This window comes from Erythrobacter sp. HA7-11 (assembly GCF_055693605.1).
Genome location: NZ_JBVFUF010000001.1, coordinates 1 through 20,338, shown reverse-complemented (window position 1 = coordinate 20,338; position 20,338 = coordinate 1). Strand labels below are relative to the sequence as shown.

The 20,338-nt window shown below is 59.2% G+C and carries 16 protein-coding genes and 3 pseudogenes; 7 read left to right on the top strand and 12 right to left on the bottom strand.

The window, feature by feature from the left end; translation table 11 throughout:
* The 4 genes and pseudogenes from ACZ1GU_RS00095 to ACZ1GU_RS00080 form a co-directional block, all read left to right on the top strand.
* Window positions 1-2,690 (top strand): efflux RND transporter permease subunit (locus ACZ1GU_RS00095; protein ID WP_472646120.1); only part of this gene is annotated, 2,690 nt, incomplete at its 5' end.
* Entirely contained in the window at window positions 2,617-3,711 is a 1,095-nt protein-coding gene (locus tag ACZ1GU_RS00090; protein WP_472646119.1) for an efflux RND transporter permease subunit, read from the top strand. The genes ACZ1GU_RS00095 and ACZ1GU_RS00090, both read left to right, overlap by 74 nt.
* Before the next feature lie 131 nt (window positions 3,712-3,842).
* Window positions 3,843-5,068: pseudogene (locus tag ACZ1GU_RS00085) on the top strand (DUF445 domain-containing protein).
* A 76-nt stretch (window positions 5,069-5,144) separates the two neighbouring features.
* Window positions 5,145-5,624 carry a flagellar biosynthesis repressor FlbT gene (locus ACZ1GU_RS00080; protein ID WP_472646118.1) on the top strand — a complete coding sequence of 160 codons (480 nt, stop codon included), beginning with the start codon at window positions 5,145-5,147 and terminating at the stop codon, window positions 5,622-5,624.
* Between the two features lie 14 nt (window positions 5,625-5,638).
* On the opposite strand, the gene ACZ1GU_RS00075 is transcribed toward ACZ1GU_RS00080, so the two are convergent.
* From ACZ1GU_RS00075 to ACZ1GU_RS00065, 3 genes are all read right to left on the bottom strand, one after another.
* Entirely contained in the window at window positions 5,639-6,379 is a 741-nt protein-coding gene (locus ACZ1GU_RS00075) for a TonB family protein (RefSeq protein WP_472646117.1), read from the bottom strand.
* Between the two features lie 197 nt (window positions 6,380-6,576).
* Window positions 6,577-7,509, bottom strand: a complete 933-nt coding sequence (locus ACZ1GU_RS00070) for an electron transfer flavoprotein subunit alpha/FixB family protein (RefSeq protein WP_472646116.1) — start codon at window positions 7,507-7,509, stop codon at window positions 6,577-6,579.
* 30 nt (window positions 7,510-7,539) lie between these two features.
* Entirely contained in the window at window positions 7,540-8,286 is a 747-nt protein-coding gene (locus ACZ1GU_RS00065; RefSeq protein WP_472646115.1) for an electron transfer flavoprotein subunit beta/FixA family protein, read from the bottom strand.
* Window positions 8,287-8,486: 200 nt separating this feature from the next.
* Between ACZ1GU_RS00065 and ACZ1GU_RS00060 the strand changes: the two genes are divergently transcribed.
* Complete coding sequence (locus tag ACZ1GU_RS00060) at window positions 8,487-9,389, top strand: DUF6265 family protein (protein WP_472646114.1); 903 nt, start codon at window positions 8,487-8,489, stop codon at window positions 9,387-9,389.
* Between the two features lie 61 nt (window positions 9,390-9,450).
* On the opposite strand, the gene sucC is transcribed toward ACZ1GU_RS00060, so the two are convergent.
* A complete protein-coding gene (gene sucC, locus ACZ1GU_RS00055) occupies window positions 9,451-10,665 on the bottom strand; it encodes an ADP-forming succinate--CoA ligase subunit beta (protein ID WP_472646113.1) in 1,215 nt (404 codons plus the stop codon).
* Window positions 10,666-10,818: 153 nt separating this feature from the next.
* Between sucC and ACZ1GU_RS00050 the strand changes: the two are divergent.
* A pseudogene (locus tag ACZ1GU_RS00050) lies at window positions 10,819-11,605 on the top strand (3'(2'),5'-bisphosphate nucleotidase CysQ).
* A gap of 60 nt (window positions 11,606-11,665) precedes the next feature.
* Here the strand turns inward: ACZ1GU_RS00050 and ACZ1GU_RS00045 are convergent.
* Window positions 11,666-12,364: a YiaD family glycine zipper/OmpA-like lipoprotein gene (locus tag ACZ1GU_RS00045; protein ID WP_472646112.1), complete on the bottom strand. Its 699-nt coding sequence runs from the start codon at window positions 12,362-12,364 to the stop codon at window positions 11,666-11,668.
* Between the two features lie 202 nt (window positions 12,365-12,566).
* Here ACZ1GU_RS00045 and ACZ1GU_RS00040 point away from each other — a divergent pair, with 202 nt between their 5' ends.
* Window positions 12,567-13,883 carry a hemolysin family protein gene (locus ACZ1GU_RS00040; RefSeq protein ID WP_472646111.1) on the top strand — a complete coding sequence of 439 codons (1,317 nt, stop codon included), beginning with the start codon at window positions 12,567-12,569 and terminating at the stop codon, window positions 13,881-13,883.
* Between the two features lie 91 nt (window positions 13,884-13,974).
* Here the strand turns inward: ACZ1GU_RS00040 and ACZ1GU_RS00035 are convergent, their stop codons facing one another.
* The 7 genes and pseudogenes from ACZ1GU_RS00035 to ACZ1GU_RS00005 all read right to left on the bottom strand — a co-directional run.
* Window positions 13,975-14,385, bottom strand: coding sequence for a DUF3035 domain-containing protein (locus ACZ1GU_RS00035; protein WP_472646110.1), 411 nt, complete (start codon window positions 14,383-14,385; stop codon window positions 13,975-13,977).
* A 17-nt stretch (window positions 14,386-14,402) separates the two neighbouring features.
* Window positions 14,403-14,954, bottom strand: coding sequence for a signal peptidase II (gene lspA, locus ACZ1GU_RS00030; protein WP_472646109.1), 552 nt, complete (start codon window positions 14,952-14,954; stop codon window positions 14,403-14,405).
* Window positions 14,951-16,501, bottom strand: a complete 1,551-nt coding sequence (locus tag ACZ1GU_RS00025; RefSeq protein ID WP_472646108.1) for a class I tRNA ligase family protein — start codon at window positions 16,499-16,501, stop codon at window positions 14,951-14,953. The genes lspA and ACZ1GU_RS00025 overlap by 4 nt, the downstream gene beginning before the upstream one ends.
* Before the next feature lie 637 nt (window positions 16,502-17,138).
* Window positions 17,139-17,928, bottom strand: a pseudogene (locus ACZ1GU_RS00020) (class I tRNA ligase family protein); the annotation flags it as partial.
* A 56-nt stretch (window positions 17,929-17,984) separates the two neighbouring features.
* Window positions 17,985-19,034, bottom strand: coding sequence for a glycerophosphodiester phosphodiesterase family protein (locus tag ACZ1GU_RS00015; RefSeq protein WP_472646107.1), 1,050 nt, complete (start codon window positions 19,032-19,034; stop codon window positions 17,985-17,987).
* Window positions 19,035-19,078: 44 nt separating this feature from the next.
* Window positions 19,079-20,005: a bifunctional riboflavin kinase/FAD synthetase gene (locus ACZ1GU_RS00010; RefSeq protein WP_472646106.1), complete on the bottom strand. Its 927-nt coding sequence runs from the start codon at window positions 20,003-20,005 to the stop codon at window positions 19,079-19,081.
* A partial coding sequence (locus ACZ1GU_RS00005) for a dihydrofolate reductase (protein ID WP_472646105.1) occupies window positions 20,005-20,338 on the bottom strand: 334 nt, incomplete at its 5' end. The genes ACZ1GU_RS00005 and ACZ1GU_RS00010, both read right to left, overlap by 1 nt.

Genomic DNA, 20,338 nt, shown 5'->3' with positions numbered 1-20,338 from the left:
TTTCCGCGTGGTCGATACGCAACCCGGTTATCCCGCTGGTGTTCTTCGCGGCGATTTTTCTCGCCGGTATGCTCAGTTTCAACCGGATGGATGTTGTCAATAACCCGGACATTGAGTTTCCGGGTGTCAACATAAATGTTGCTCAGCCGGGCGCAGCTCCGACTGAAATTGAGAACCAGATCACGCAGCAAATCGAGTCGGCGGTGCGTTCTCTCAACGGTGTGCGCAATATCTCTTCGACTGCGCGCGAAGGCAGTTCAAGCACATTTGTCGAGTTTGAACTTGGTATCGATCCAAATGTTGCCGTCGCCGAGGTCAAAAACGCGGTCGATAGCACGCGGGGCAGTCTGCCTGACGGGATTCTGGAGCCGCGCGTCAGCAAGGTAGAGGTCGCGGGCGGCTTCTTGGGCATTTATGCTGTCGAAGCGACCGATATGACCATCGAGCAGCTTAGCTGGTTCATCGATGACACGGTCGCCAAGCGCCTTCTGTCGATCCCGGGCATGGCCGAGGCTGGACGCTGGGGCGGTGTCAATCGAGAGATTGAAGTTATTCTCGATCCACAGCGTATGCAGTCGCTGGGCGTAACCGCGAGTGAGCTCAATTCGGTGCTGCGGCGGGACAACACCGATGCGGCAGGCGGCATGGCCGAGATAGGCGGCGCGCGGCAATCCGTCCGAGTGCTCGGCAATACAGAAACGGCATTCGAGCTTTCTCAGCGGCAGCTTAGACTGAGCAACGGCAACACAATCAAATTGAGCGATGTCGCCGATGTTCGCGACGGATTCTCCGAGCGCACTATCGTAAGCAAAGTGCGCGACAAAGAGGTCGTCAACTTTTTCATGTCACGCGCAAAAGGCGCGTCAGATGTGACCGTCTATGAAGAAGCCTTGACAGTTATCGAGGATATCGAGGCTGCGAATCCGGGTGTAAAATTCATCCCGCTGTTCAACACGGTCAAATACACCAAGGACCAGTATACCAGTTCGATCTCGGCGATGGTCGAAGGTGCGGTCCTGGCCGTAGTCGTGGTGTTTTTCTTCCTGCGCGATTGGCGCGCGACGCTAATTTCGTCGATTGCCATCCCGCTTTCCGCCATCCCGACATTCTGGTTCATGGAGCTGATCGGGTTCAACCTGAACCAGATGTCGCTGCTTGCGCTCGGATTGGTGGCGGGCGTCCTGGTCGATGATGCGATCGTGGAGATCGAAAACATCGTCAGGCACATGCGAATGGGCAAGTCTGCCTATGAGGCGTCGATCGATGCAGCCGATGAGATCGGTCTGCCGGTGGTGGCGACCAGCTTCTGTATCATCGCGGTGTTCTTCCCCGTCGGACTGATGCCCGGCATTACCGGCCAGTTCTTCAAGAACTTCGGCCTCACAGTCGTCATTGCCGTGTTGATGAGCCTTGCAGTGGCGCGAATGATCACGCCGATGCTGGCGGCATATTTCCTTCGGGCGGAAGGTCATGCGGCGCACGGCGAAGGCAAGTGGATGGACCGCTATCTGCGCGTCCTGAATTGGTCGCTCGATAAATCGCGCATGCTCAAACGCCGCGCCGAGGCGATGGTGCCAAGGCGTCGTTGGCTCTACATTTTCGTGCTGTTCCTGATCTGCTTGCAGGTATTGGTCATGGCCGCGGTCGGCGTGTTTGGCGGATATGCGCTCTTTGACGCCGCATCCGCACCAACGAAACTCGCCGGGCTTGTCTCGTCCAACGAAGGCGGATTGCTGTGGAGCCTGATCGCGCGGCCCCTGCAAATACTTGAGCTTGGCGTGGTGTGCGCCCTTGGCGTGGGCATGGTCTGGCTGATCTTTTATGGTCTGCGCAGCGTGCCGAAATTGTTGCTCGCCATCGGGCTTTTGGCTGTCCTTGGCGGCGGCGGGGCCTATCTCGCGCTTAATTGGGCCGAGATGTCCGGTGCTGGTGAGGCTGCGGCGAGCGCTGCGCCCGCTGCTGAAGCTTCGGCCAAATCGATTGGCGATTACGTCAAGCAAGGGATCACTCTGGCTTTGGGTGGCGTGTACGCTCTGGCTACAGTTTTGATGCTGATCTTCGGACTTCAGGGGCTCGCCCGCTTCGCTGGCGAACGCATGGAGAAGACTTGGGAATATCTCGAAGCGCGCTTCTTCGATCACCGCATCTGGATGCTGGGCGTTGGCTACTTCGCGTTCCTGTTGACCGTATTGCTCATGCAGCAAACGCCGTTCCAGGTTTTTCCCGATGTCGATGACGAGAATGTTCGGGTCCAAATCGAGATGGTCCCCGGCACAACACTGGAGGATACAGAGCGGGTCGTCGATCAGGTATCTGATCTGCTCTATGCGCAAGGCGATGTTGAACTGGCGCTCGAAATTGTTGAGCAGGGCACGGCCCGTATGTTCGTCACGTTGAAGGAAGACCGGTCGCTTACGTCGATTGAGTTCACGCGCGAGATGGCGCCAGAGCTTGCCAAGATCGCCGATGCGCGCGTGCGCTTCCAGAATGACAATGGCCCCGGCGGCGGTGGCAGCGGCCGTGATTTCACTATCATGCTCGCAGGTTCCGATCCGGCCCTGCTCAACGAGACCGCAGCCAAAGTCGTCGAAGATATGAAAGGCCTCGACGGATTGGTTGCCCCGCGTATCAACGCCGATATTCCGCGGTACGGAAATCATCATCCGCCCCCGTCAGGAATTGCTGGCTGAACTGGGCGTATCGACCGTCGCTTTGAGCCAGACAATCCGCATCGCGACGATGGGTGAAATTGACCAGAACGCCGCCAAGTTCTCGCTGTCTGACCGGCAAGTGCCAATATCAGTGAGGCTGCCAGCCTCTGCTCGCGAAGATCTAACCACGATCGAGAATCTTCCTGTTCCGACCTCAGGAGGAGGATCAGTCCCGCTCGGCTCGATTGCCGACATTTCTTTCGGCTCAGGGCCGACATCGATTCAGCGTTACAACCAGAACCGCCGGGTCTTCATTGGCGCTGACCTGGCCTCTGGATTCCTGCGCGGCGACGTCACGCAGCAAATCGAGCAATTGCCGACCCTGCAAGACCTTCCGACCGGTGTGAATCGAGACGCAGTGGGTACAGCTGAATTCGAAGCTGAGCTCGCCTCCAGCTTTACGACCGCAATTATTGCGGGCGTGTTGCTGGTGTTCGCGGTGCTGGTCCTGCTTTATAAACGCCTGATGAGCCCGCTGGTCAACATGACCTCGCTCGCGCTCGCACCGCTCGGCGGCATCTTCCTGGTCTGGCTGGTTGGACAGCCGCTTTCGATGCCAGTTCTGATCGGGATATTATTGCTGCTCGGGATCGTGTCCAAAAACTCGATCCTCTTGATAGACTTCGCGATCGAAGAAATGGCCGAGGGAACAGAGCAGTTCAAAGCGATTGTCGAAGCTGGTCACAAGCGGGCTCAGCCGATCGTTATGACCACCGTCGCGATGACAGCCGGAATGGTGCCGACCGCACTGTCGCTGTCAGGTGATGGCGCTTGGCGCGCGCCGATGGGGACTGTTGTGATCGGCGGTCTTATTCTCTCTACCGTTCTGACGCTGTTGATTGTCCCTGCCGGTTTCAGCTTAGCTGACAGCTTTGAAAAACGCATCGGCCCGTGGCTGAGAGAGAAAACGCTGACCTATAAGCCGGGCGATGAAAACAGCAGCAATCAACCTGCCGGTCCAGCAACTGGCACTCCGCCAGAGGCTGAACCCGCCGAGTGATGCGGCATTGTGCGTTGCTTTTACAAATGGCGCCCTATCGCGCCGCTCATTGAGATGCGCCGATGAAGAGCACGCACATGCCTGATCTGACGTTCGGCGGCGAGCCTTTGCAAGCGGATCGTGCGCGCCGCATGCGGTGGACCGCGACGGGCCTGTTGGTCGCGATGGCGGTGCTGTTCTTCACCACGCATCCTTATGTCGAGCTGAATCCGGCATGGGGCTATGTGAATGCCTTTGCAGAGGCAGCGATGGTTGGCGGTCTCGCAGACTGGTTTGCCGTGACCGCGCTGTTCCGACACCCGCTCGGCCTGCCCATCCCGCACACCGCGATCATCCCGCAGAACAAAGACCGCATCGCAGATACGATGGCGCAGTTCCTACAGGAAAATTTCCTCACGCCCGCGGTGGTCGCACGCCGCATGTCGGGCATGAATGTCGCGCGCGCGGTCGGCGATTTTCTGGTCACGCCTGCCCGTGATGGCACGAAGGCCGATCCACGCTCGCGCATCACCGGAGGGGCAGCGGAGCTGCTTGCTGAAGTGCTCGAATCGCTCGATCCCGACCGGCTTGGCAATCAGGTCCGCAGCGGCCTTGGCAACCAATTTGCCAAGATTGATATCTCTCCGCTTATCGGTACCGAATGCTGGAAAGCGCCATTGCCGATCAACGGCATATGCCCTTGATGGATGGCTTCATCCGCTGGGCGGGCCTGACCCTGGAAGACAACGAAGAGACGGTGCGCGAAGTCATCCATGACCGCGCCAATGCGGTTTTGCGCTGGACCGGCCTCGACGAGCGTATTTCAAGCTCGGTCCTCGATGGTCTCTACAAGCTGCTTGCAGAAGTGTTGGTCGATCCGGAGCATCCGCTGCGCAGCAAGATCGAAGAAGGTCTGGAGCAGCTCTCGCAAGACCTACAGCACGATCCGACCACGCGCGACCGCGTCGAGAGCATGAAGCGTGACTTGATTCAGAACCCGGCCGTTGCCGAATGGTGGATGGGCGTGTGGGAGCGCATTCGCCGTTCATTGATCCGCCGCGCGCGCGAAGCCGATAGCGAGCTCGGCAATGAAATGCGCAAAGGCCTGGCCGAATTGGGCAATGCGCTCAAAAAAGACGAGCGGCTGCAATGGCAGATCAACCGCTTTGCCCGTCGCACACTGGTCGGCATTGCCACCCGTTATGGTGCAGAGATCGTCACACTCGTATCGGACACAGTAAAGCGCTGGGACGCGACGACCATCACAGGCCGGATCGAAGGGGCCGTGGGCCGCGACCTGCAATTCATCCGGATTAACGGGACGATAGTTGGCGGACTGGTGGGGATGACCATCCACTTCATCATCTCCTTCATGTGACTGGCCTCAGCGCTTACGTAAAAACCCTTGGCACGTAGGCAGCATTGTCTTTTCCACGGTCGCTTACCTTGTCTGTATGACCTCACACGAAACCACGTCCGACGCGCGCACCATCACTCTGACCGCAGGAGCGCAGGCTGTGATCAACGGCGCTCTGGTAACCGCGACCACACCTTGCCAGCTGGACGTTGGCTCAGGAGCGGTGGTTATGACTGGCCGCTCGATGCGGTGCGATCGCCGGTTGGAAGAGAGCATAGCCGCGAAAGAGCTGTATTTCGCGATGCTTGAGCTGAGCGCCACCGAAAAGGCGCTATCCAGTGCGCGGTTTCAGATGTTCGCGCTGCTCAATCAGGTGGTTGCACAAGATCGCTCTCACCGCGCGCAAAAAGAGTGTGCCACCTGCGCCGCCGCGTTGATCGCTGGCGACGAGAAAGCGGCGCTTGCGAGCGCGCGGCGATTGGCGGACGTCTGTGACCCGAGCGACGCTGACCAGATCGCGTCACGCGGTCGCATAGGCCAACGGCGCGACAGGCGGTTGATGGGGAATGGGACTTGACGGTTTCGACTGTTTTAGTTGAGCTTGTATCTAACACTTGTGGTGTAAGTCCCGATGCGTGCCTCGCCATCAGGACCAACAGCAGGTTCAAACTCAGCAATTCTCAAAAGACCAAAGCAGACCAAATCATCAAAAGCGGCTGGGCGGTCTGATTTGGTAATCTGACATGCGGATGGTTTTCCTTCGCGATTGACGATCAGGCGCACGCCAACCACACCTTCCTGTTCTTCTCTAATCATCCGCGTTGGGTAACGCTCTTGTATGAAGCGAGCGACCTTTTTGATATTTATCAGATTGGCGCTCTTCCCTTTCCCACTGGGATCGTCCTCAATCGGCCCGATCTCTTCCATCAGATCGGCGATGCAGGTTCGCATAGCCGCCATTGGTTCTCCCATTGAGCCAAGCTGAAGCGTCAAAGGATGCCGCACACCATGCTTTAGCGATAGGGTCGTAATCGCTTGCTCCCGTTCCGGCCCAATATCGACAACAACGAATTCGCCTTGTTTCGCATCCTTGGGTGGCGCTGCGAGGTGGATACCGTGCATGATGACGAAATGGGTTTTCGTGCTCTTAAGCTTCCCGCTCAGAAAGCTGCGTTCTGACAATTCTTCTGACGGGCCGAACTGGAGCCGCATGGTTTCGCGATTGCTTCCGCGCGCCGGCTCACCAAAAAGCGCCATTGTATAGAACGGCTCTGGTCCGGCCTGTTCTAGCAAGAACTCAACCGAATTTTCGCCTTCTCCAAATCTTCGCATGAGACGGCATTTGTCTTCGGCGTAGTCCAGATTCCAATTGCTGCTTGGCGACAGAACCACCGGTTCTTTAGCCTGCAAGTCATTGTGGAATAAAATCAGCGAAATGAGCGCGACAGTGGCGATTGCAAAGAAAAACCCCTCATTCCGCGAGGATAGCGCGGAAGAGGGGCTGATCAAAGGCAAATATTGAAACGTTATCAGAGCTTCTGAGTCAGCTCCGGCACCGCGTTGTATAGGTCAGCAACGAGGCCGATATCCGCGACCTGGAAGATCGGTGCGTCTTCATCCTTGTTGATCGCGATGATGACTTTGGAGTCCTTCATGCCCGCCAGGTGCTGGATCGCACCGGAGATACCGATGGCGATGTAGACCTCTGGGGCAACGATCTTGCCGGTCTGACCGACCTGATAATCGTTCGGGACATAGCCCGCATCAACCGCCGCGCGTGATGCGCCGATGGCTGCGCCAAGCTTGTCGGCGAGCGGGGTGATAACGCTTTCGAAGGTTTCGCTATCCTTGAGCGCGCGCCCGCCCGAAACGATCACGCCAGCGCTCGTGAGCTCTGGACGGTCGCCACCATCAGCGATTTCGGCGCTGACGAAGCTGGAAATGCCTGCATCGCCCGGACCGCTCGCTTCTTCGACTGAAGCCGAACCGCCAGTGCTCTCAGCCTTATCGAAGGCCGTACCGCGAACGGTGATCACCAGCTTCGGGTCGGAGGATTTGACGGTCGCGATCGCGTTGCCCGCATAGATCGGACGGGTGAAGGTGTTGTCGCCTTCGACCGATAGAATGTCCGAGATTTGCATCACATCGAGATGCGCGGCGACGCGCGGCGCGATGTTCTTACCGTTGGTCGTCGCTGGCGCGAGGAAAGCGTCGTAGCCTTCCATCAGACCAGCGACCAGCGGAGCAACATTCTCCGCAAGGTTGTTCGCATAAGCAGCGTCATCCGCCTTCAAGACTTTTGAGACGCCCGCAATTTGCGCAGCCGCATCGGCAACTGCGCCGCAATTGTGGCCTGCGACCAGTGCGGTCACATCGCCCATTTGCGCAGCAGCGGTGACGACAGCGAGTGTTGCATCATTGACGCTCGAATTGTCGTGTTCGACGAGAACCAGAGTGTTCATGTCTGTCTATTCCTTTCCTGCTCAGCCGCTTTACGCGATGCCGAGCGCTTTGATCTTTGCAACCAGCTCATCGACATCGGCGACTTTTTCGCCGGCCTGGCGCACGGGCGGCTCAGCGACATTGGTGGTCGTGAGGCGCGGCGCGGTGTCGACGCCGAAATCGGCAGGCGTCTTGGTGTCGAGCGGCTTCTTCTTGGCCTTCATGATGTTCGGCAGCGAAGCGTAGCGCGGTTCGTTGAGGCGAAGGTCGGTGGTGACGATCGCTGGCAGCGTCAGCTTGACGGTCTCGAGACCGCCATCGACTTCGCGCTTCACTTCGACGCTGTCGCCATCGACCGCGACGGTGTTGGCAAAGGTGCCTTGCGGGCGGCCCATCAGGGCAGCGAGCATCTGGCCGGTTTGGTTCGAATCGTCGGAGATAGACTGCTTGCCCAACATGATCAGGCCGGGCTGCTCTTCCTCGGCGATGGCCTTGAGGATCTTGGCAACGGCGAGCGGCTCAACCTCTTCATCGGTTTCGACCAGGATCGCGCGGTCGGCGCCCATGGCAAGCGCGGTACGCAGCGTTTCCTGCGCCTTGGCTGGGCCAATCGAAACGGCGATGATTTCTTCCGCCTTGCCCGCTTCCTTGATTCGGATCGCTTCTTCAACCGCAATCTCGTCAAACGGGTTCATGCTCATTTTGACATTGGCCAGATCAACGCCCGAGCCATCCGCCTTCACGCGTGGCTTCACGTTGTAATCGATCACCCGTTTAACGGGGACGAGGATTTTCATGTGATTTCCTTTCCCTAGGAAGCGCCCCGCCAGAACGCGGCGCGCGTCAAAACTCAATGCCCGCGCTCTAGCTTGCGTTTACGTAAACGTCAAGCCAATCACCTTCTCGAATTGGCGGCAATTGAACCGCTATGTGCACGTTTGCCTCGCTAGGTGATTTTGCAGGCTTACGCTACACACGAGATACGGAGGATGACGCTATGCGGACGGTTTTTTTGGGGGGGTTGGGCGTTTTTACAGCGCTGATAGGCGCAGTCGGACCGGCTTGGGCCCAGCCGAAGTCGTATGCGCTCGAAACGCGCGTGGGTGAAGAGGGTTTCGAATCGCCCCCGGCTTCGCTCGAGCAGCTCGATTGGCTGGTCGGACAGTGGGTGGGAGCGGGCATTCAGGGCGCGCCCGCAATGGAGAGCTGGCTGCCACCGGCAGGCGGCATCATGGTCGGCACCTTCGTGCAAGAGACTGCCGACGGCGCGGTCATGTTCACCGAGCATCTCTACATCAGCGAGGAAGACGGGTCGCTGGTGATGCGGCTCAAGCACTTCAATGCCGACATGACGAGTTGGGAGGAAAAGGATGACATGGTCACATTCCGCCTCGTCGCGCTCGAAGAATGCGCAGCGTTCTTCCACGGATTGACCTTGCGCTGCGATGGCCCGGATGGCCTTGTTGCTGCGGTGCGGATGAAGAGTGGCAAGCCCGAACCGCAAGAGTTGTTTTTCCGTTTTCGCGCATCGCAACCCAGCGGACTGTCATCTTACGATTGCGATGGGACCACCTTCGCGATCAACCAGTGTCTCGCCCAAGTGCTTGAGCGGGCCGAACAGCGCCAAGCCGAATACCTTGCCGCTGCACTCGGGCGGTCCGACAATCAGAGCGCACTTGGCGATATGATCCGGGCGAGCGATGCCGCGTTCGCGATTTACCGTGAGCAAGAATGCGGCGCGGTCTATGAAAACTGGAAAGAGGGCTCGATCCGCAACGCGATGTCATTGCGATGCTCGATCAGGCTAACGGACGAGCGAACCCACACGATCTGGCGCAACTGGCTGACCTATCAGGACAGCAGCGACCCGATCCTGCCCGAACCTGAAGCCTCGCGCTAGATACGAAAAGGCCGCGCCTGTAAAAACAGGTGCGGCCTTGAATTCGTATGTGGCCTAGCTGCTAAGCCGCCTGCTTCACTTCGGCGACGATCTTTTTCGCAGCATCGCCCAGATTGTCGGCCGGCACGATTGGCAGGCCGGAATTGGCGAGGATTTCCTTGCCCTTCTCGACATTCGTGCCCTCCAGGCGGACCACGAGCGGCACGTCGAGCTCGACTTCCCTCGCCGCAGCTACGATGCCCTCTGCGATGGTGTCGCAGCGCATGATGCCGCCGAAAATGTTCACCAGAATGCCCTCAACCGCATCATCAGCGAGGATGATCTTGAACGCCGCGGTCACTTTCTCGGTGGTCGCGCCGCCGCCCACGTCGAGGAAGTTGGCCGGGAACGCGCCGTTCAGCTTGATGATGTCCATCGTCGCCATGGCGAGGCCCGCACCATTGACCATGCAGCCAATGTTTCCATCAAGCTTGATGTAGGCGAGGTCGTATTCGCTCGCTTCGACTTCAGCCGGATCTTCTTCGGTCTCGTCGCGCATCTCTTCGATGGCCGGGTGGCGATAGAGCGCATTGCCATCAAAGCTCATCTTGGTGTCGAGCACCAGCAGGCTGGCCTTGCCATCGGCGTCGGCCTTGGTCTCAACCAGCGGATTGATTTCGAGCATTTCGCAATCGCTCGCCATGAACGCGGTGTAGAGCTGCTTTGCGAGCTTCTGGCATTTCTTGTTGAGATCACCCGAAAGCTTCAGTGCAAAGGCAACCGAGCGCGCGTGATGCGGCATAAAGCCTTGCGCTGGATCTATCGTGATCGTGGTGATTTTCTCAGGCGTTTCGTGCGCGACATCTTCAATGTCCATGCCGCCTTCGGTTGAGGCGACCATCGCAACGCGCCCTGTCGCACGGTCGACCAGCATGGCGAGATAATATTCGCTCTCAATATCCACGCCGTCAGTGACATAGAGGCGGTTCACTTGCTTGCCCGCTTCGCCGGTCTGGATCGTCACCAGCGTGTTGCCGAGCATTTCCTTGGCGTGGCTTTCCACCTCATCCAGCGAGAATGCGAGCCGCACGCCGCCCTTCGCATCTTCTGGCAGTTCCTTGAACTTGCCCTTGCCGCGGCCACCAGCATGGATTTGCGCTTTCACCACGTAGAGCGGGCCGGGAAGCTGCTTTGCGCCGGCGACGGCTTCTTCAACCGTCATCGCTGCATGCCCTGCGGGGACAGCAATGCCGTGTTCCTTGAGCAGTTCCTTGGCCTGATATTCGTGGATGTTCATGAGCGAGCGTATCCCTTGAGAAATTCGTGTCGGAAGAGTGCCAATCGTGCTGCGTTGCGGCACGACGTGTTTGATCCTGCCTAAGCATGGATTGAGCGACTTGAAAAGTAGGGTTTGTGCGGCCACGAGAATCCGCGCACATGATGATTGCCAATGATTGACCAGAACCGCCTTCAACAGATTGTCCGCGAAGCGGGCCGGATTGCGCACTCGCGCTGGCCGGGCGATGGTCATCATCTGGCAACATGGGAGAAAACCCCCGGCGATCCGGTGAGCGAGGCGGACCTCGAGGTCGACCGGTTCCTTAAGCGGGAACTGGGCGCATTGCTGCCCTCGGCGGGGTGGCTTTCCGAAGAGACGGTCGACGACGAATCGCGGCTCAAGAATGATCTCATCTGGCTGGTCGATCCGATTGACGGCACGCGCGACTTTATTCGCGGGCGCAGCGGCTGGGCGATTTCGGTTGCACTGATCAGTTCGGGCCGTCCTCTGCTCGGCATGCTGTGTGCGCCCGCACGCGGTGAGGAATGGTCGGCGCAGGCGGGACAAGGCGCGACGCTGAATGGACAGCCGATTGCAGCGTCTTCTCGGGCCGAGTTTTCCGGCGCGCGCATTCCGATCGATCAATTGCCCAGCGCCGAATCGGACCTGGTAGTGGTCGAAAAGCCAAATTCGATCGCGCTGCGGGTGGCGATGGTTGCGGTACGACAAAGCCGATCTGGTTGCGACCTTGCGCTGGGGTTACGAATGGGATGTCGGCGCGGCCGCACTAATCGCGCGCGAGGCTGGCGCAGAAGTGACGGACGCCTTTGGCAAGCCGTTCGATTACAACAAGCGTAACCCGACCGCGTTCGGCGTGTTGGCGAGTTCGACAGCGATCCATGCGGATGCAGTCGCGCGGGTCGCCGAGCGCGCGGCGGAATTGTCGCGCAAAGGCTAGCTGGCAACAAAAAAGGGGCCGGGTTGCCCCAGCCCCTCTTCAAAAAGCGATCGGCTAAAATCAGTTGCCTGAGCGCGCCGCGTTGACCTGATCCTGACTGATCGGAACGATTTTGATCTCGACCCGGCGGTTGAGCGGTTCGTTCACATTGTCGCCGGTTTTTACGCGCAATTGGTCATAGCTTTCGCCAAAGCCCTGCGTCGCCATCCGGCTGCGCGCGACGCCGCGCGAGGCGAGATAGTCCGCGACATTTTGCGCGCGGCGTTCGGACAGGCGCTGGTTCAACGCATCCGAACCGGTCGTATCAGTAAAGCCGTATACGTCGATCAGGCTGTTGGGATATTTGATCAGGCTGTCAGCAACGGTGTTGAGCGTGTCGTAAAACCCCGGATTGATATCAGCCGAGCCGCTGGCGAAGGTCACGCCATCTGGCAAGCGCACAAGAATGCCATCCTGATCGCCGATCTCTTCCACATCGACGCCCGAGCCCGCGGTCTCTTCGTCCAGTTCCTTGATCTGGTCATCGAACTGCTTGCCGATCACCGCGCCTGCCGAGCCGCCAATGCCTGCACCGATAATTCGAGCGGTATCGCCGCCGATCAGGCCGCCTGCTGCCGTGCCGATCACACCGCCGAGGACTGCGCCAATTGCAGTGCGTGAAACTTTCTGCTCGCCAGTGTTGGGATCGGTCACGCATGCGCTGGTGCCCAGAAGCGCGATCATGGCAGTGGTCGAAAGGATTATCTTTGATGTTTTCATTGTATTTCCTCCAGAAATTCTGTCCGTCTGCCAAACTAATGGACTGGACCGCGACTTTGTTCCCCTGCTGCCTGCATCTGCTTCAGTTGCTTTTGATGCAAGCTGAACATGGTTAAATTATGTTATGAAATACCGCAAATGATAGAGGAATAGTGCGCAAGAATGGCTGGCGGTGCGACACAATTGTGCTAGCGGTCGGAGCGTGACACCCTTTCCCTGGACAGATTTGCTCATCATCGGCGGCTTGATCGTCTTGAACGGCGTGTTCGCCATGTCAGAGCTGGCGATCGTTTCGGCCAAGACAGCGCGCCTGAAGGCCAAGCGCGATGAAGGCTCATCCGCCGCCGAGACGGCGCTCGCTCTGGCCGCTGAGCCGGGCAAATTCCTTTCTACCGTGCAAATCGGCATTACCTTGGTCGCGATCATTTCAGGCGCGTATTCCGGGTCTAGTCTGGGCGGGCCGATTGGCGAGCGTCTGGTGCTGCTGGGTGTCCCCGCCGATATGTCGACCGAAGTCGGATTCGGCATTGCGATTGCGGCCACCACCTATTTCACTCTGGTGATCGGCGAGCTGGTTCCAAAGCAGCTCGCATTACGCACGGCTGTGCCGATTGCGCTATTGATGGCGCGGCCTATGGCGTTTCTGGCGCGGATTGCGGCGCCGCTAGTGTGGGTGCTTGATACATCGTCCGCCGGGATTATTCGCCTGTTCGGTATCCGCTCGGGCAATCAGAACAGCGTGACCGCTGAAGAACTGCAGATGATCTTCGCCGACGCCACGCGTTCGGGCGTGATCGAGGAAGAGCAGCACCAGATCCTGACCGGTGTTGTCCGCCTGGCCGAGCGGCCCGTGCGTGAGATGATGACGCCGCGCACCGAGCTTGACTGGATTGATGTCGGAGCGGACGAAAAGGCGATCAAGGCCGCGATAGCCGACAGCCCGCACTCGCTTTTGCCGGTTGCCGATGGCTCGGCCGATAATGTGCTGGGCGTCGTCAAAGTGCGCGAATTGCTCGCGGCGATGGTAGCGGGAGAGCCCGTCTCTCTGAAAGATATGATGCGCAAAGCCGAAGTCGTGCCTGATCAGCTTGATGCGATGGACGCGCTGCGCGTGCTGCAGCAGGCTGATATTGCGATGGCGATGGTGCATGACGAATACGGCCATCTGGATGGGATCGTAACGCCGGTTGATTTGCTCACCGCGATGGCGGGCAATTTTGCCAGCGATCAGGATGAAGGCGATGCGCCAGAGCTGGTCGAGCGGCCCGATGGTTCACTGCTCATTTCAGGCGCGATGGCGGCGGACGCCTTGGCCGACCGGCTGGCGCTCGATTATGACGAGAGCCGCGAATTCGGCACGGCAGCTGGCTATGCCCTATCGCAGTTCAAGAAACTGCCGACCGAGGGCGAGAGCTTCATCGATCAGGGCTGGCAGTTTGAAGTGATCGGGATGGAACGCCGCCGCATCAGCAAGATGCTGGTGCGCAAGAATCCTGCGTTATCGGATAGCTCGAACTGATTTTTGCTTGCGCAAGCGCGAGCGCGCGCCCGATCTTATGCGAGGAAAGCCAAGGCGGACGGATGTCCCCCGCCCGGCGTTTGAGGGTCAATCAAGAGGGTATAATGGCCTGTGCGCTCGCGCCGTCACCTTCTGGCGCAGCGATAATGTCGCGGGTCACCCGGCCTTTGGCCACAGTGTTGGTTTCAGGATCACCCACCGAAGAGCGAATACCAACTTCTGCCGCCCCGGCACGATCAAGCGCGCTCGTTTCGACCTGGCTGCGCGGCGAAGGACCGCCAAACAGCGCCTCGAGCGCTTGCTCGGAAGCAGCGCCTTCAGCCGGACGCGGAGCGCCTGGAGCGGGCGGTGCAAGGTTGAAATCAGGCGGAACAACCAGCGGAGCCTGACGCTGCACAGCGAACTCATCCGGACGATCACGGTTGAAAATGCCCGAACCTCCGCATGCGGCCAACATCGCGCTGGCAGAGGTCAAAAGGATGGCAGTTCTAATGGCACGCATGATTTAATCTCTCCGCGTCAATTCTTGGCAGGTTGCTCAGGCATAGCCTCGCTGCCTGTATCGGTTGAAGTCTCTGTATCATCCTTGTCGCTGACAAAAAAGCTGCGCAGCAGGATTATCACGACACCAATGGTGATAGCCGCATCGGCGACGTTGAAAACAAGGAAGGGGCGGAATGTGCCGATATGCAGATCAGCATAGTCGATCACATAGCCCAATTCGTAACGGTCGCGGATATTGCCAATCGCACCGCCCAGGATCATCGCAAGGCCGAGAATATCGCCCATCAGCTTTTCGCGCATAATCCAGATCAGCACGACAAGCGCGATCAGCGCAGTCATGCCCACCAGCGCCCAGCGCATTTCCATACTCTGCGCGGTCAGCATTCCGAGCGAAACGCCGCGATTCTCCACGTAAGTGAGGTCAAAGAACGGCAGCAGCTCGATATTGCCGACCTCCCGCAGGGATAGCGGGCCGATCACATACCATTTGATCAGCTGATCAACGCCCGCAATGACGAGCGCGAGCACCAGTCCGATCACACGGTTGCGAGTGAACAACCCGCTCATTGTGCGGCGTCCATACCGGCGACCACGCTGTCGCAGCGCCCGCACAGCGCGCCATCTTCCGCGACGTCAGGCAGCAAGCGCCAGCAGCGCCCGCATTTCGCATCGGTGGATTTGGCGACAGTCACCTCGTCGCCTTTAGAGCGCGTCACTGTCCCCGTGATGAACAATTCGGCGAGCTGCGCGTCGGTCACGCCTTCAGGAACGGCGCTCTCCGGCACGGTCACGACGGCTTCGTTGCTGGAACGGATCACTTTTTCGCGGCGCAAAGGCTCAATCGCTTCGGTCACGCGTTCGCGCAAGCTCCGAAGCTGGGCCCATTTCTTGCCATCAGCTGGCACTTGCGGCACGCTCGGCCATTCGAGCAGATGCACGCTTCCTTCTTGCTCGCCATCTTCGGGATAGCGGGTCTGCCACACTTCCTCTGCGGTGTAGACCAGCACCGGCGCAGCATAGCGGACCAGCGCGTGGAACAACAGGTCGAGCACGGTGCGATAGGCATTGCGAACATCGCTGTCCGGCCCGTCGCAATAGAGTGTATCCTTGCGGATATCGAAGAAGAATGCGCTGAGGTCTTCGTTGCAGAAATCGACCAGCAGACGCGTATAGGTGTTGAAGTCGTAGTCGTTCACCGCCTGACGCAGCTTACCGTCCAGTTCGCTCAGCAGCGAAAGGACATAGAGCTCCAGCTCGGGGATCTCGCTGACATCCGACATATCGCCGACAAATCCGTCAAGCGCGCCGAGCAGATAGCGGAACGTGTTGCGCAGGCGGCGATATTGATCGCCCACGCCTTTGAGGATTTCATCGCCGATCCGGTGATCTTCGGTGAAATCAACCGAGAGCGCCCATAGGCGGATGATATCCGCCCCGGTCTGCTCCATGATCTTGAGCGGGTCGATCGTATTGCCGAGCGATTTCGACATCTTCTTGCCCTTGGCATCCATGGTGAAGCCGTGGGTGAGCACCTGATCGTAAGGCGCGCGGCCACGTGTTGCGCAGCTTTGCAGCAGCGAGGACTGGAACCAGCCGCGATGCTGGTCTGACCCTTCGAGATAGAGATCGGCGGGCCATTGCAGGTCAGGCCAGCGTCCGGATTCGAGCACGAAGGAATGCGTGCAGCCCGAATCGAACCAGACATCTAAGATGTCCATGACCATGTCATAGTCATCCGGGTTGTGATCGGGCCCCAGGAATTCGGCCTTGCGGCTTTCTTCCCACGCATCGACGCCTTCTTCGGTCACCGCTGCGACGATGCGCGCGTTGACTTCCGGGTCTTGGAGATAGGTTCCGTCAGGGCGGACAAACAAAGTGATCGGCACGCCCCAGGCGCGCTGGCGTGAGAGCACCCAGTCGGGCCGCCCTTCGACCATGGAGCCGATGCGGTTGCGACCCTTTTCGGGCACGAAGCGCACGCGCTCGATTTCGGACATGGCGCGGGTTCGCAGGGTGTTGCCTGTGTCTTTTGGCAGCGTGCTGCCCACGGCGGCCTCGAGATCATCGAGGCTCGCGGAATGGAGCGAGGAGACCGGTTCAAGTTCCTTATCCATCGGCACGAACCATTGCGGCGTGCAGCGATAGATCACCTTTGCTTTGGAGCGCCAGGAATGCGGGTAGGAGTGCGCATAATCGGTACCGAGGCGCTGAGCAACGCGCCCGCTGCGCGCAGGTCGGAGCAGATCGGCCCTTCGGGCGCGTTGAACGGCTTGTTGATGACCGAGCGGCGGCGTTCCTTGCCCTCTTCGTCTGTGTCATCTGCACCGAGCCAAAGCCAATCGTCGCGATAACGGCCATCATCCATCACCGCGAAGACCGGATTGATGCCATTCGCTTTGCACAGATCGAAATCGTCCTCGCCGTGATCGGGTGACATATGGACGAGGCCGGTGCCGCTCTCTGTGGTGACAAAGTCGCCTTCGAGGAAGGGGCGCGGGGTCGCGTAGAACCCACCGAGATGATGCATCGGGTGACGGGCTTTGGTTCCGGCGAGGTCGGAGCCTGTCCCCGACCAGACTTCGGTGAACCAGTCTGTTGTTCCGCCAAAATCGCCGGCTGTTCGCGGTGCAACTTCGCCGACAAGATCGCGCGCTATCAAATATTGCCCCGCGATTTGCCAGTCGGATGAATCGGCGGGTTCAAACGGATCGTCGCCTGCTTTGACGGGGCCATCGCTGACGCGCACCTCGTAAAGAACATACTCAACGTCCGCCCCATAAGCGATCGCCTGGTTCACCGGGATCGTCCACGGGGTCGTCGTCCAGATCACCGCATGTGCGCCGACAAGCTCCTCAATCGGACTTTCGGTAATCTTAAACGCCACATCGATCTGAGGCGAGTCCATCAGGTCCTCATACTCAACCTCGGCCTCTGCCAGCGCGGTCTTTTCAACCGGGCTCCACATGATCGGCTTCGACCCGCGGTAAAGATTGCCGGCTTCGGCAAACTTCAGCAGTTCAGCGACAATCGTGCCTTCGGCCTGCGGATCCATGGTGAGATAGGGATTGTCCCAATCGCCCATGATGCCCAGCCGTTTCAGCTGCTCGCGCTGCGTATCGACCCAGTGCTGCGCATAGGCGCGGCATTCGGCGCGAAATTCCTTGGCTGGAACCTCATCCTTGTTGAGCTTCTTTTTGCGATATTGCTCCTCAACCTTCCACTCGATCGGAAGGCCGTGGCAATCCCAGCCCGGCACGTAAGGCGCATCCTTGCCCAGCAGGTTTTGCGTGCGGCACACCATATCCTTGAGGATATGGTTCAGCGCATGGCCGATATGCATATCGCCATTGGCGTAAGGAGGGCCATCGTGGAGGATGAACTTCTCGCGCCCCGCGCGGCTTTCGCGCAGCTGCTTGTACAGATCAATCTCGCGCCAGCGCGCCTCAATGCCCGGTTCCTTCTGCGGAAGGCCGGCTTTCATCGGGAAGTCGGTCTTCGGCAAGAAGACCGTGTCTTTAAGGTCGCGTGATTGATCAGACATAGCCGAGGGCCGTTAGAACAAAGCGCGGCGGCACGAAAGGCTAAATGCGCCCGCGATCACTGGGCGCGCCGCCGTTCAAGCGCGGCCTCGGTCGCGTCGATCTCTGCCTGCGTGCGATTGTCGACGCTGGGATTGAGCGCCGGGCCGATAGAAAAGGCATCCTCGATCCACACGAAACCGTTGAAGGTGTTGGGAATCTCGGTCAGCTGTTCGGGCAGGGTTAGCCCGCGCGGTTTGTTGTCTCCCGTGGGTCCGACGACGATCACTTGGCCGCCATGCGCTTCCATCCGCGCGATCAGCCGGTTGGGCCAGCCCCAGAACGCCCATTGGTAGTTGAGCGGCACGATCATGGTCTTGCCTCGGCAGCTTTGCGGCAAATAGCCGCTCCAGCCCATCGCGACGTAATCTTCGGAGCATTCGCGCGCCTCGCCCTGGTTCCAGGCCCAGGCGTCGGGGAAGATTTCGCGGATACGGTAGATCGGGGCTTCGTGGCCGTAAAAACCGTCACCCTTTTCCACCGGGTCGCGGCCCGCTTTGCGAAGCTTGGCGGCTAGCAGATCGGCTTCGCTTGCATCCTTCGACTTGAAGTTGATCATCAGTTTAGCGTTGCGGGGCAAAACCTGCACCAGCTCTTCGAGCGTTGGCATCGCGCCGACAAATTCGGCATCGCGAAACGGGTAGGTCTTGCCGCCATCGGCGGTGTAGCCGTGCCCGATGTCGAGCGCTTTCAGCTCTTCGAGTGTGGCATCGCGCACCGGTCCGCTGCCATCGGTGCGGCAATCGAGCGTCCAGTCGTGGAAGACGACCAGCTCGCCATCTTTGGTCGGGGCGATGTCGATCTCGACCATCCAGGAACCGATTTTTGCCGCGCGGGTCACGCCGTCGACCGTGTTCTCGAGATAGCGGTGATAGGGTTCGTAAATCCGGTCGGCGGTGCAGGTGTCGCGCTCAACACCTGTCTTGTCGTAAAGCTGATACGCGCCGCGATGGGCGATCAGCTTGGGCGCGCCTTTTGGATCAGGCGCTAGCCAGCTGGCATTGACCACCGTCAGCACCAGAAATGCAAGGGCGGCGAAAACGCCCGCGCGCCGTAACCATATTTTCATGCGACCCCAATTCTTGTGAAATTGCCCCTATGCCAGCCTGATTTCTAGGCCAGTAACGCCTTTGCCTGTTCGCAATCCTTGTCCATCTGCTCGATCAGCGCCTCAAGGCTGTCAAACTTGGCCTCACCGCGCAGGAAGTGGTGGAACGACACTTCGATTTCCTGGCCGTAGAGATCGCCTGCAAAGTCGAAGAAATGCGGCTCGAGCAATTCCTTGGGCGGTTCGAATTGCGGGCGCACGCCGATATTGGCTGCGCCTTTGAGCACTTCGCCGGTGGCCAGGATTTTGCCGGTCACAGCATAGATGCCATATTTGGGGCGCAGATATTTATCGATCGCGAGATTGGCGGTCGGATAACCGATTTCGCGGCCCCGTTTGTCGCCATGTTCGACGATCCCGCGAATGGCAAACGGGCGAGACAGCAGCTCTGTCGCCAGTTCCGGCTTGCCCTCGCGCAGAGCCTCGCGAATGCGGCTGGATGAGACCACTTCGCCCTGTCCCTCGACCGGCATGACCACCCGCGATTTTAGACCGTGCTCGCCGCCAAAGCCGCGCAGCAGATCGACATTGCCCTTCGCGCCTTTGCCAAAGGTGAAATCGCCGCCTGTGACGACCCCATGCGCGCCAAATCGCTCGATTAGAATATGCGTGATGAAGTCCTCGGCGCTGGTGCTCGAAAGCTCTGCGTCGAAGTGAAACACCAGCATCGCGGTCGCGCCCGCGGCGAGATATAGCTCTTGGCGTTGTTCCAGCGTGGTCAGGCGAAATGGCGGCACATCGGGGCGGAAAAAGCGCACGGGGTGCGGATCGAACGTGGCGATGATCGACGGGCGCCCTTCGTCATGCGCCCATTTGATAGCCTCACCCGCGACCGCTTGGTGCCCTTGATGAAAGCCATCAAAATTGCCGAGCGCAATCACCGCGCCGCGCAGCGCGTCAGCCACAGTCTCGCGGTGGTCAAGCCAGCGCATCAGTCCGCCTCGCCGCAGCGGTGATAGGTAACGAAGGAATAGGCGGGTCTATCCCCATCGGAAGGATGGTCTTCGCGCGATGTGACTTCCCATTCCGAGCCGAGCGGCTTCATGAATGTGTCGCCTTTGAAGTCCTCGTGAATTTCGGTCACTTCGATCCGTTGGGCGAGCGGTCTGAACACGTCGTAGATTGCAGAACCACCCACGACGCAGATTTCGCCGGTGTCATTGTCTTTACGCGCGGAGGCGAGCGCCTCATCAACCGAATGCACCTGCTCTGCGCCTTCGCTTTGCCAATCCTCGTGCCGCGTGAGCACGATATGGCGGCGACAT

Excerpts from the sequence above, each read along its gene's own strand:
- ACZ1GU_RS00080 (WP_472646118.1), top strand. The coding sequence starts at position 5,145 with ATGACCTCACACGAAACCACGTCCGACGCGCGCACCATCACTCTGACC.
- ACZ1GU_RS00075 (WP_472646117.1), bottom strand. The coding sequence starts at position 6,379 with ATGCGAAGATTTGGAGAAGGCGAAAATTCGGTTGAGTTCTTGCTAGAA.
- ACZ1GU_RS00070 (WP_472646116.1), bottom strand. The coding sequence starts at position 7,509 with ATGAACACTCTGGTTCTCGTCGAACACGACAATTCGAGCGTCAATGAT.
- ACZ1GU_RS00065 (WP_472646115.1), bottom strand. The coding sequence starts at position 8,286 with ATGAAAATCCTCGTCCCCGTTAAACGGGTGATCGATTACAACGTGAAG.
- ACZ1GU_RS00060 (WP_472646114.1), top strand. The coding sequence starts at position 8,487 with ATGCGGACGGTTTTTTTGGGGGGGTTGGGCGTTTTTACAGCGCTGATA.
- sucC (WP_472646113.1), bottom strand. The coding sequence starts at position 10,665 with ATGAACATCCACGAATATCAGGCCAAGGAACTGCTCAAGGAACACGGC.
- ACZ1GU_RS00045 (WP_472646112.1), bottom strand. The coding sequence starts at position 12,364 with ATGAAAACATCAAAGATAATCCTTTCGACCACTGCCATGATCGCGCTT.
- ACZ1GU_RS00035 (WP_472646110.1), bottom strand. The coding sequence starts at position 14,385 with ATGCGTGCCATTAGAACTGCCATCCTTTTGACCTCTGCCAGCGCGATG.
- lspA (WP_472646109.1), bottom strand. The coding sequence starts at position 14,954 with ATGAGCGGGTTGTTCACTCGCAACCGTGTGATCGGACTGGTGCTCGCG.
- ACZ1GU_RS00025 (WP_472646108.1), bottom strand. The coding sequence starts at position 16,501 with ATGGATAAGGAACTTGAACCGGTCTCCTCGCTCCATTCCGCGAGCCTC.
- ACZ1GU_RS00015 (WP_472646107.1), bottom strand. The coding sequence starts at position 19,034 with ATGAAAATATGGTTACGGCGCGCGGGCGTTTTCGCCGCCCTTGCATTT.
- ACZ1GU_RS00010 (WP_472646106.1), bottom strand. The coding sequence starts at position 20,005 with ATGCGCTGGCTTGACCACCGCGAGACTGTGGCTGACGCGCTGCGCGGC.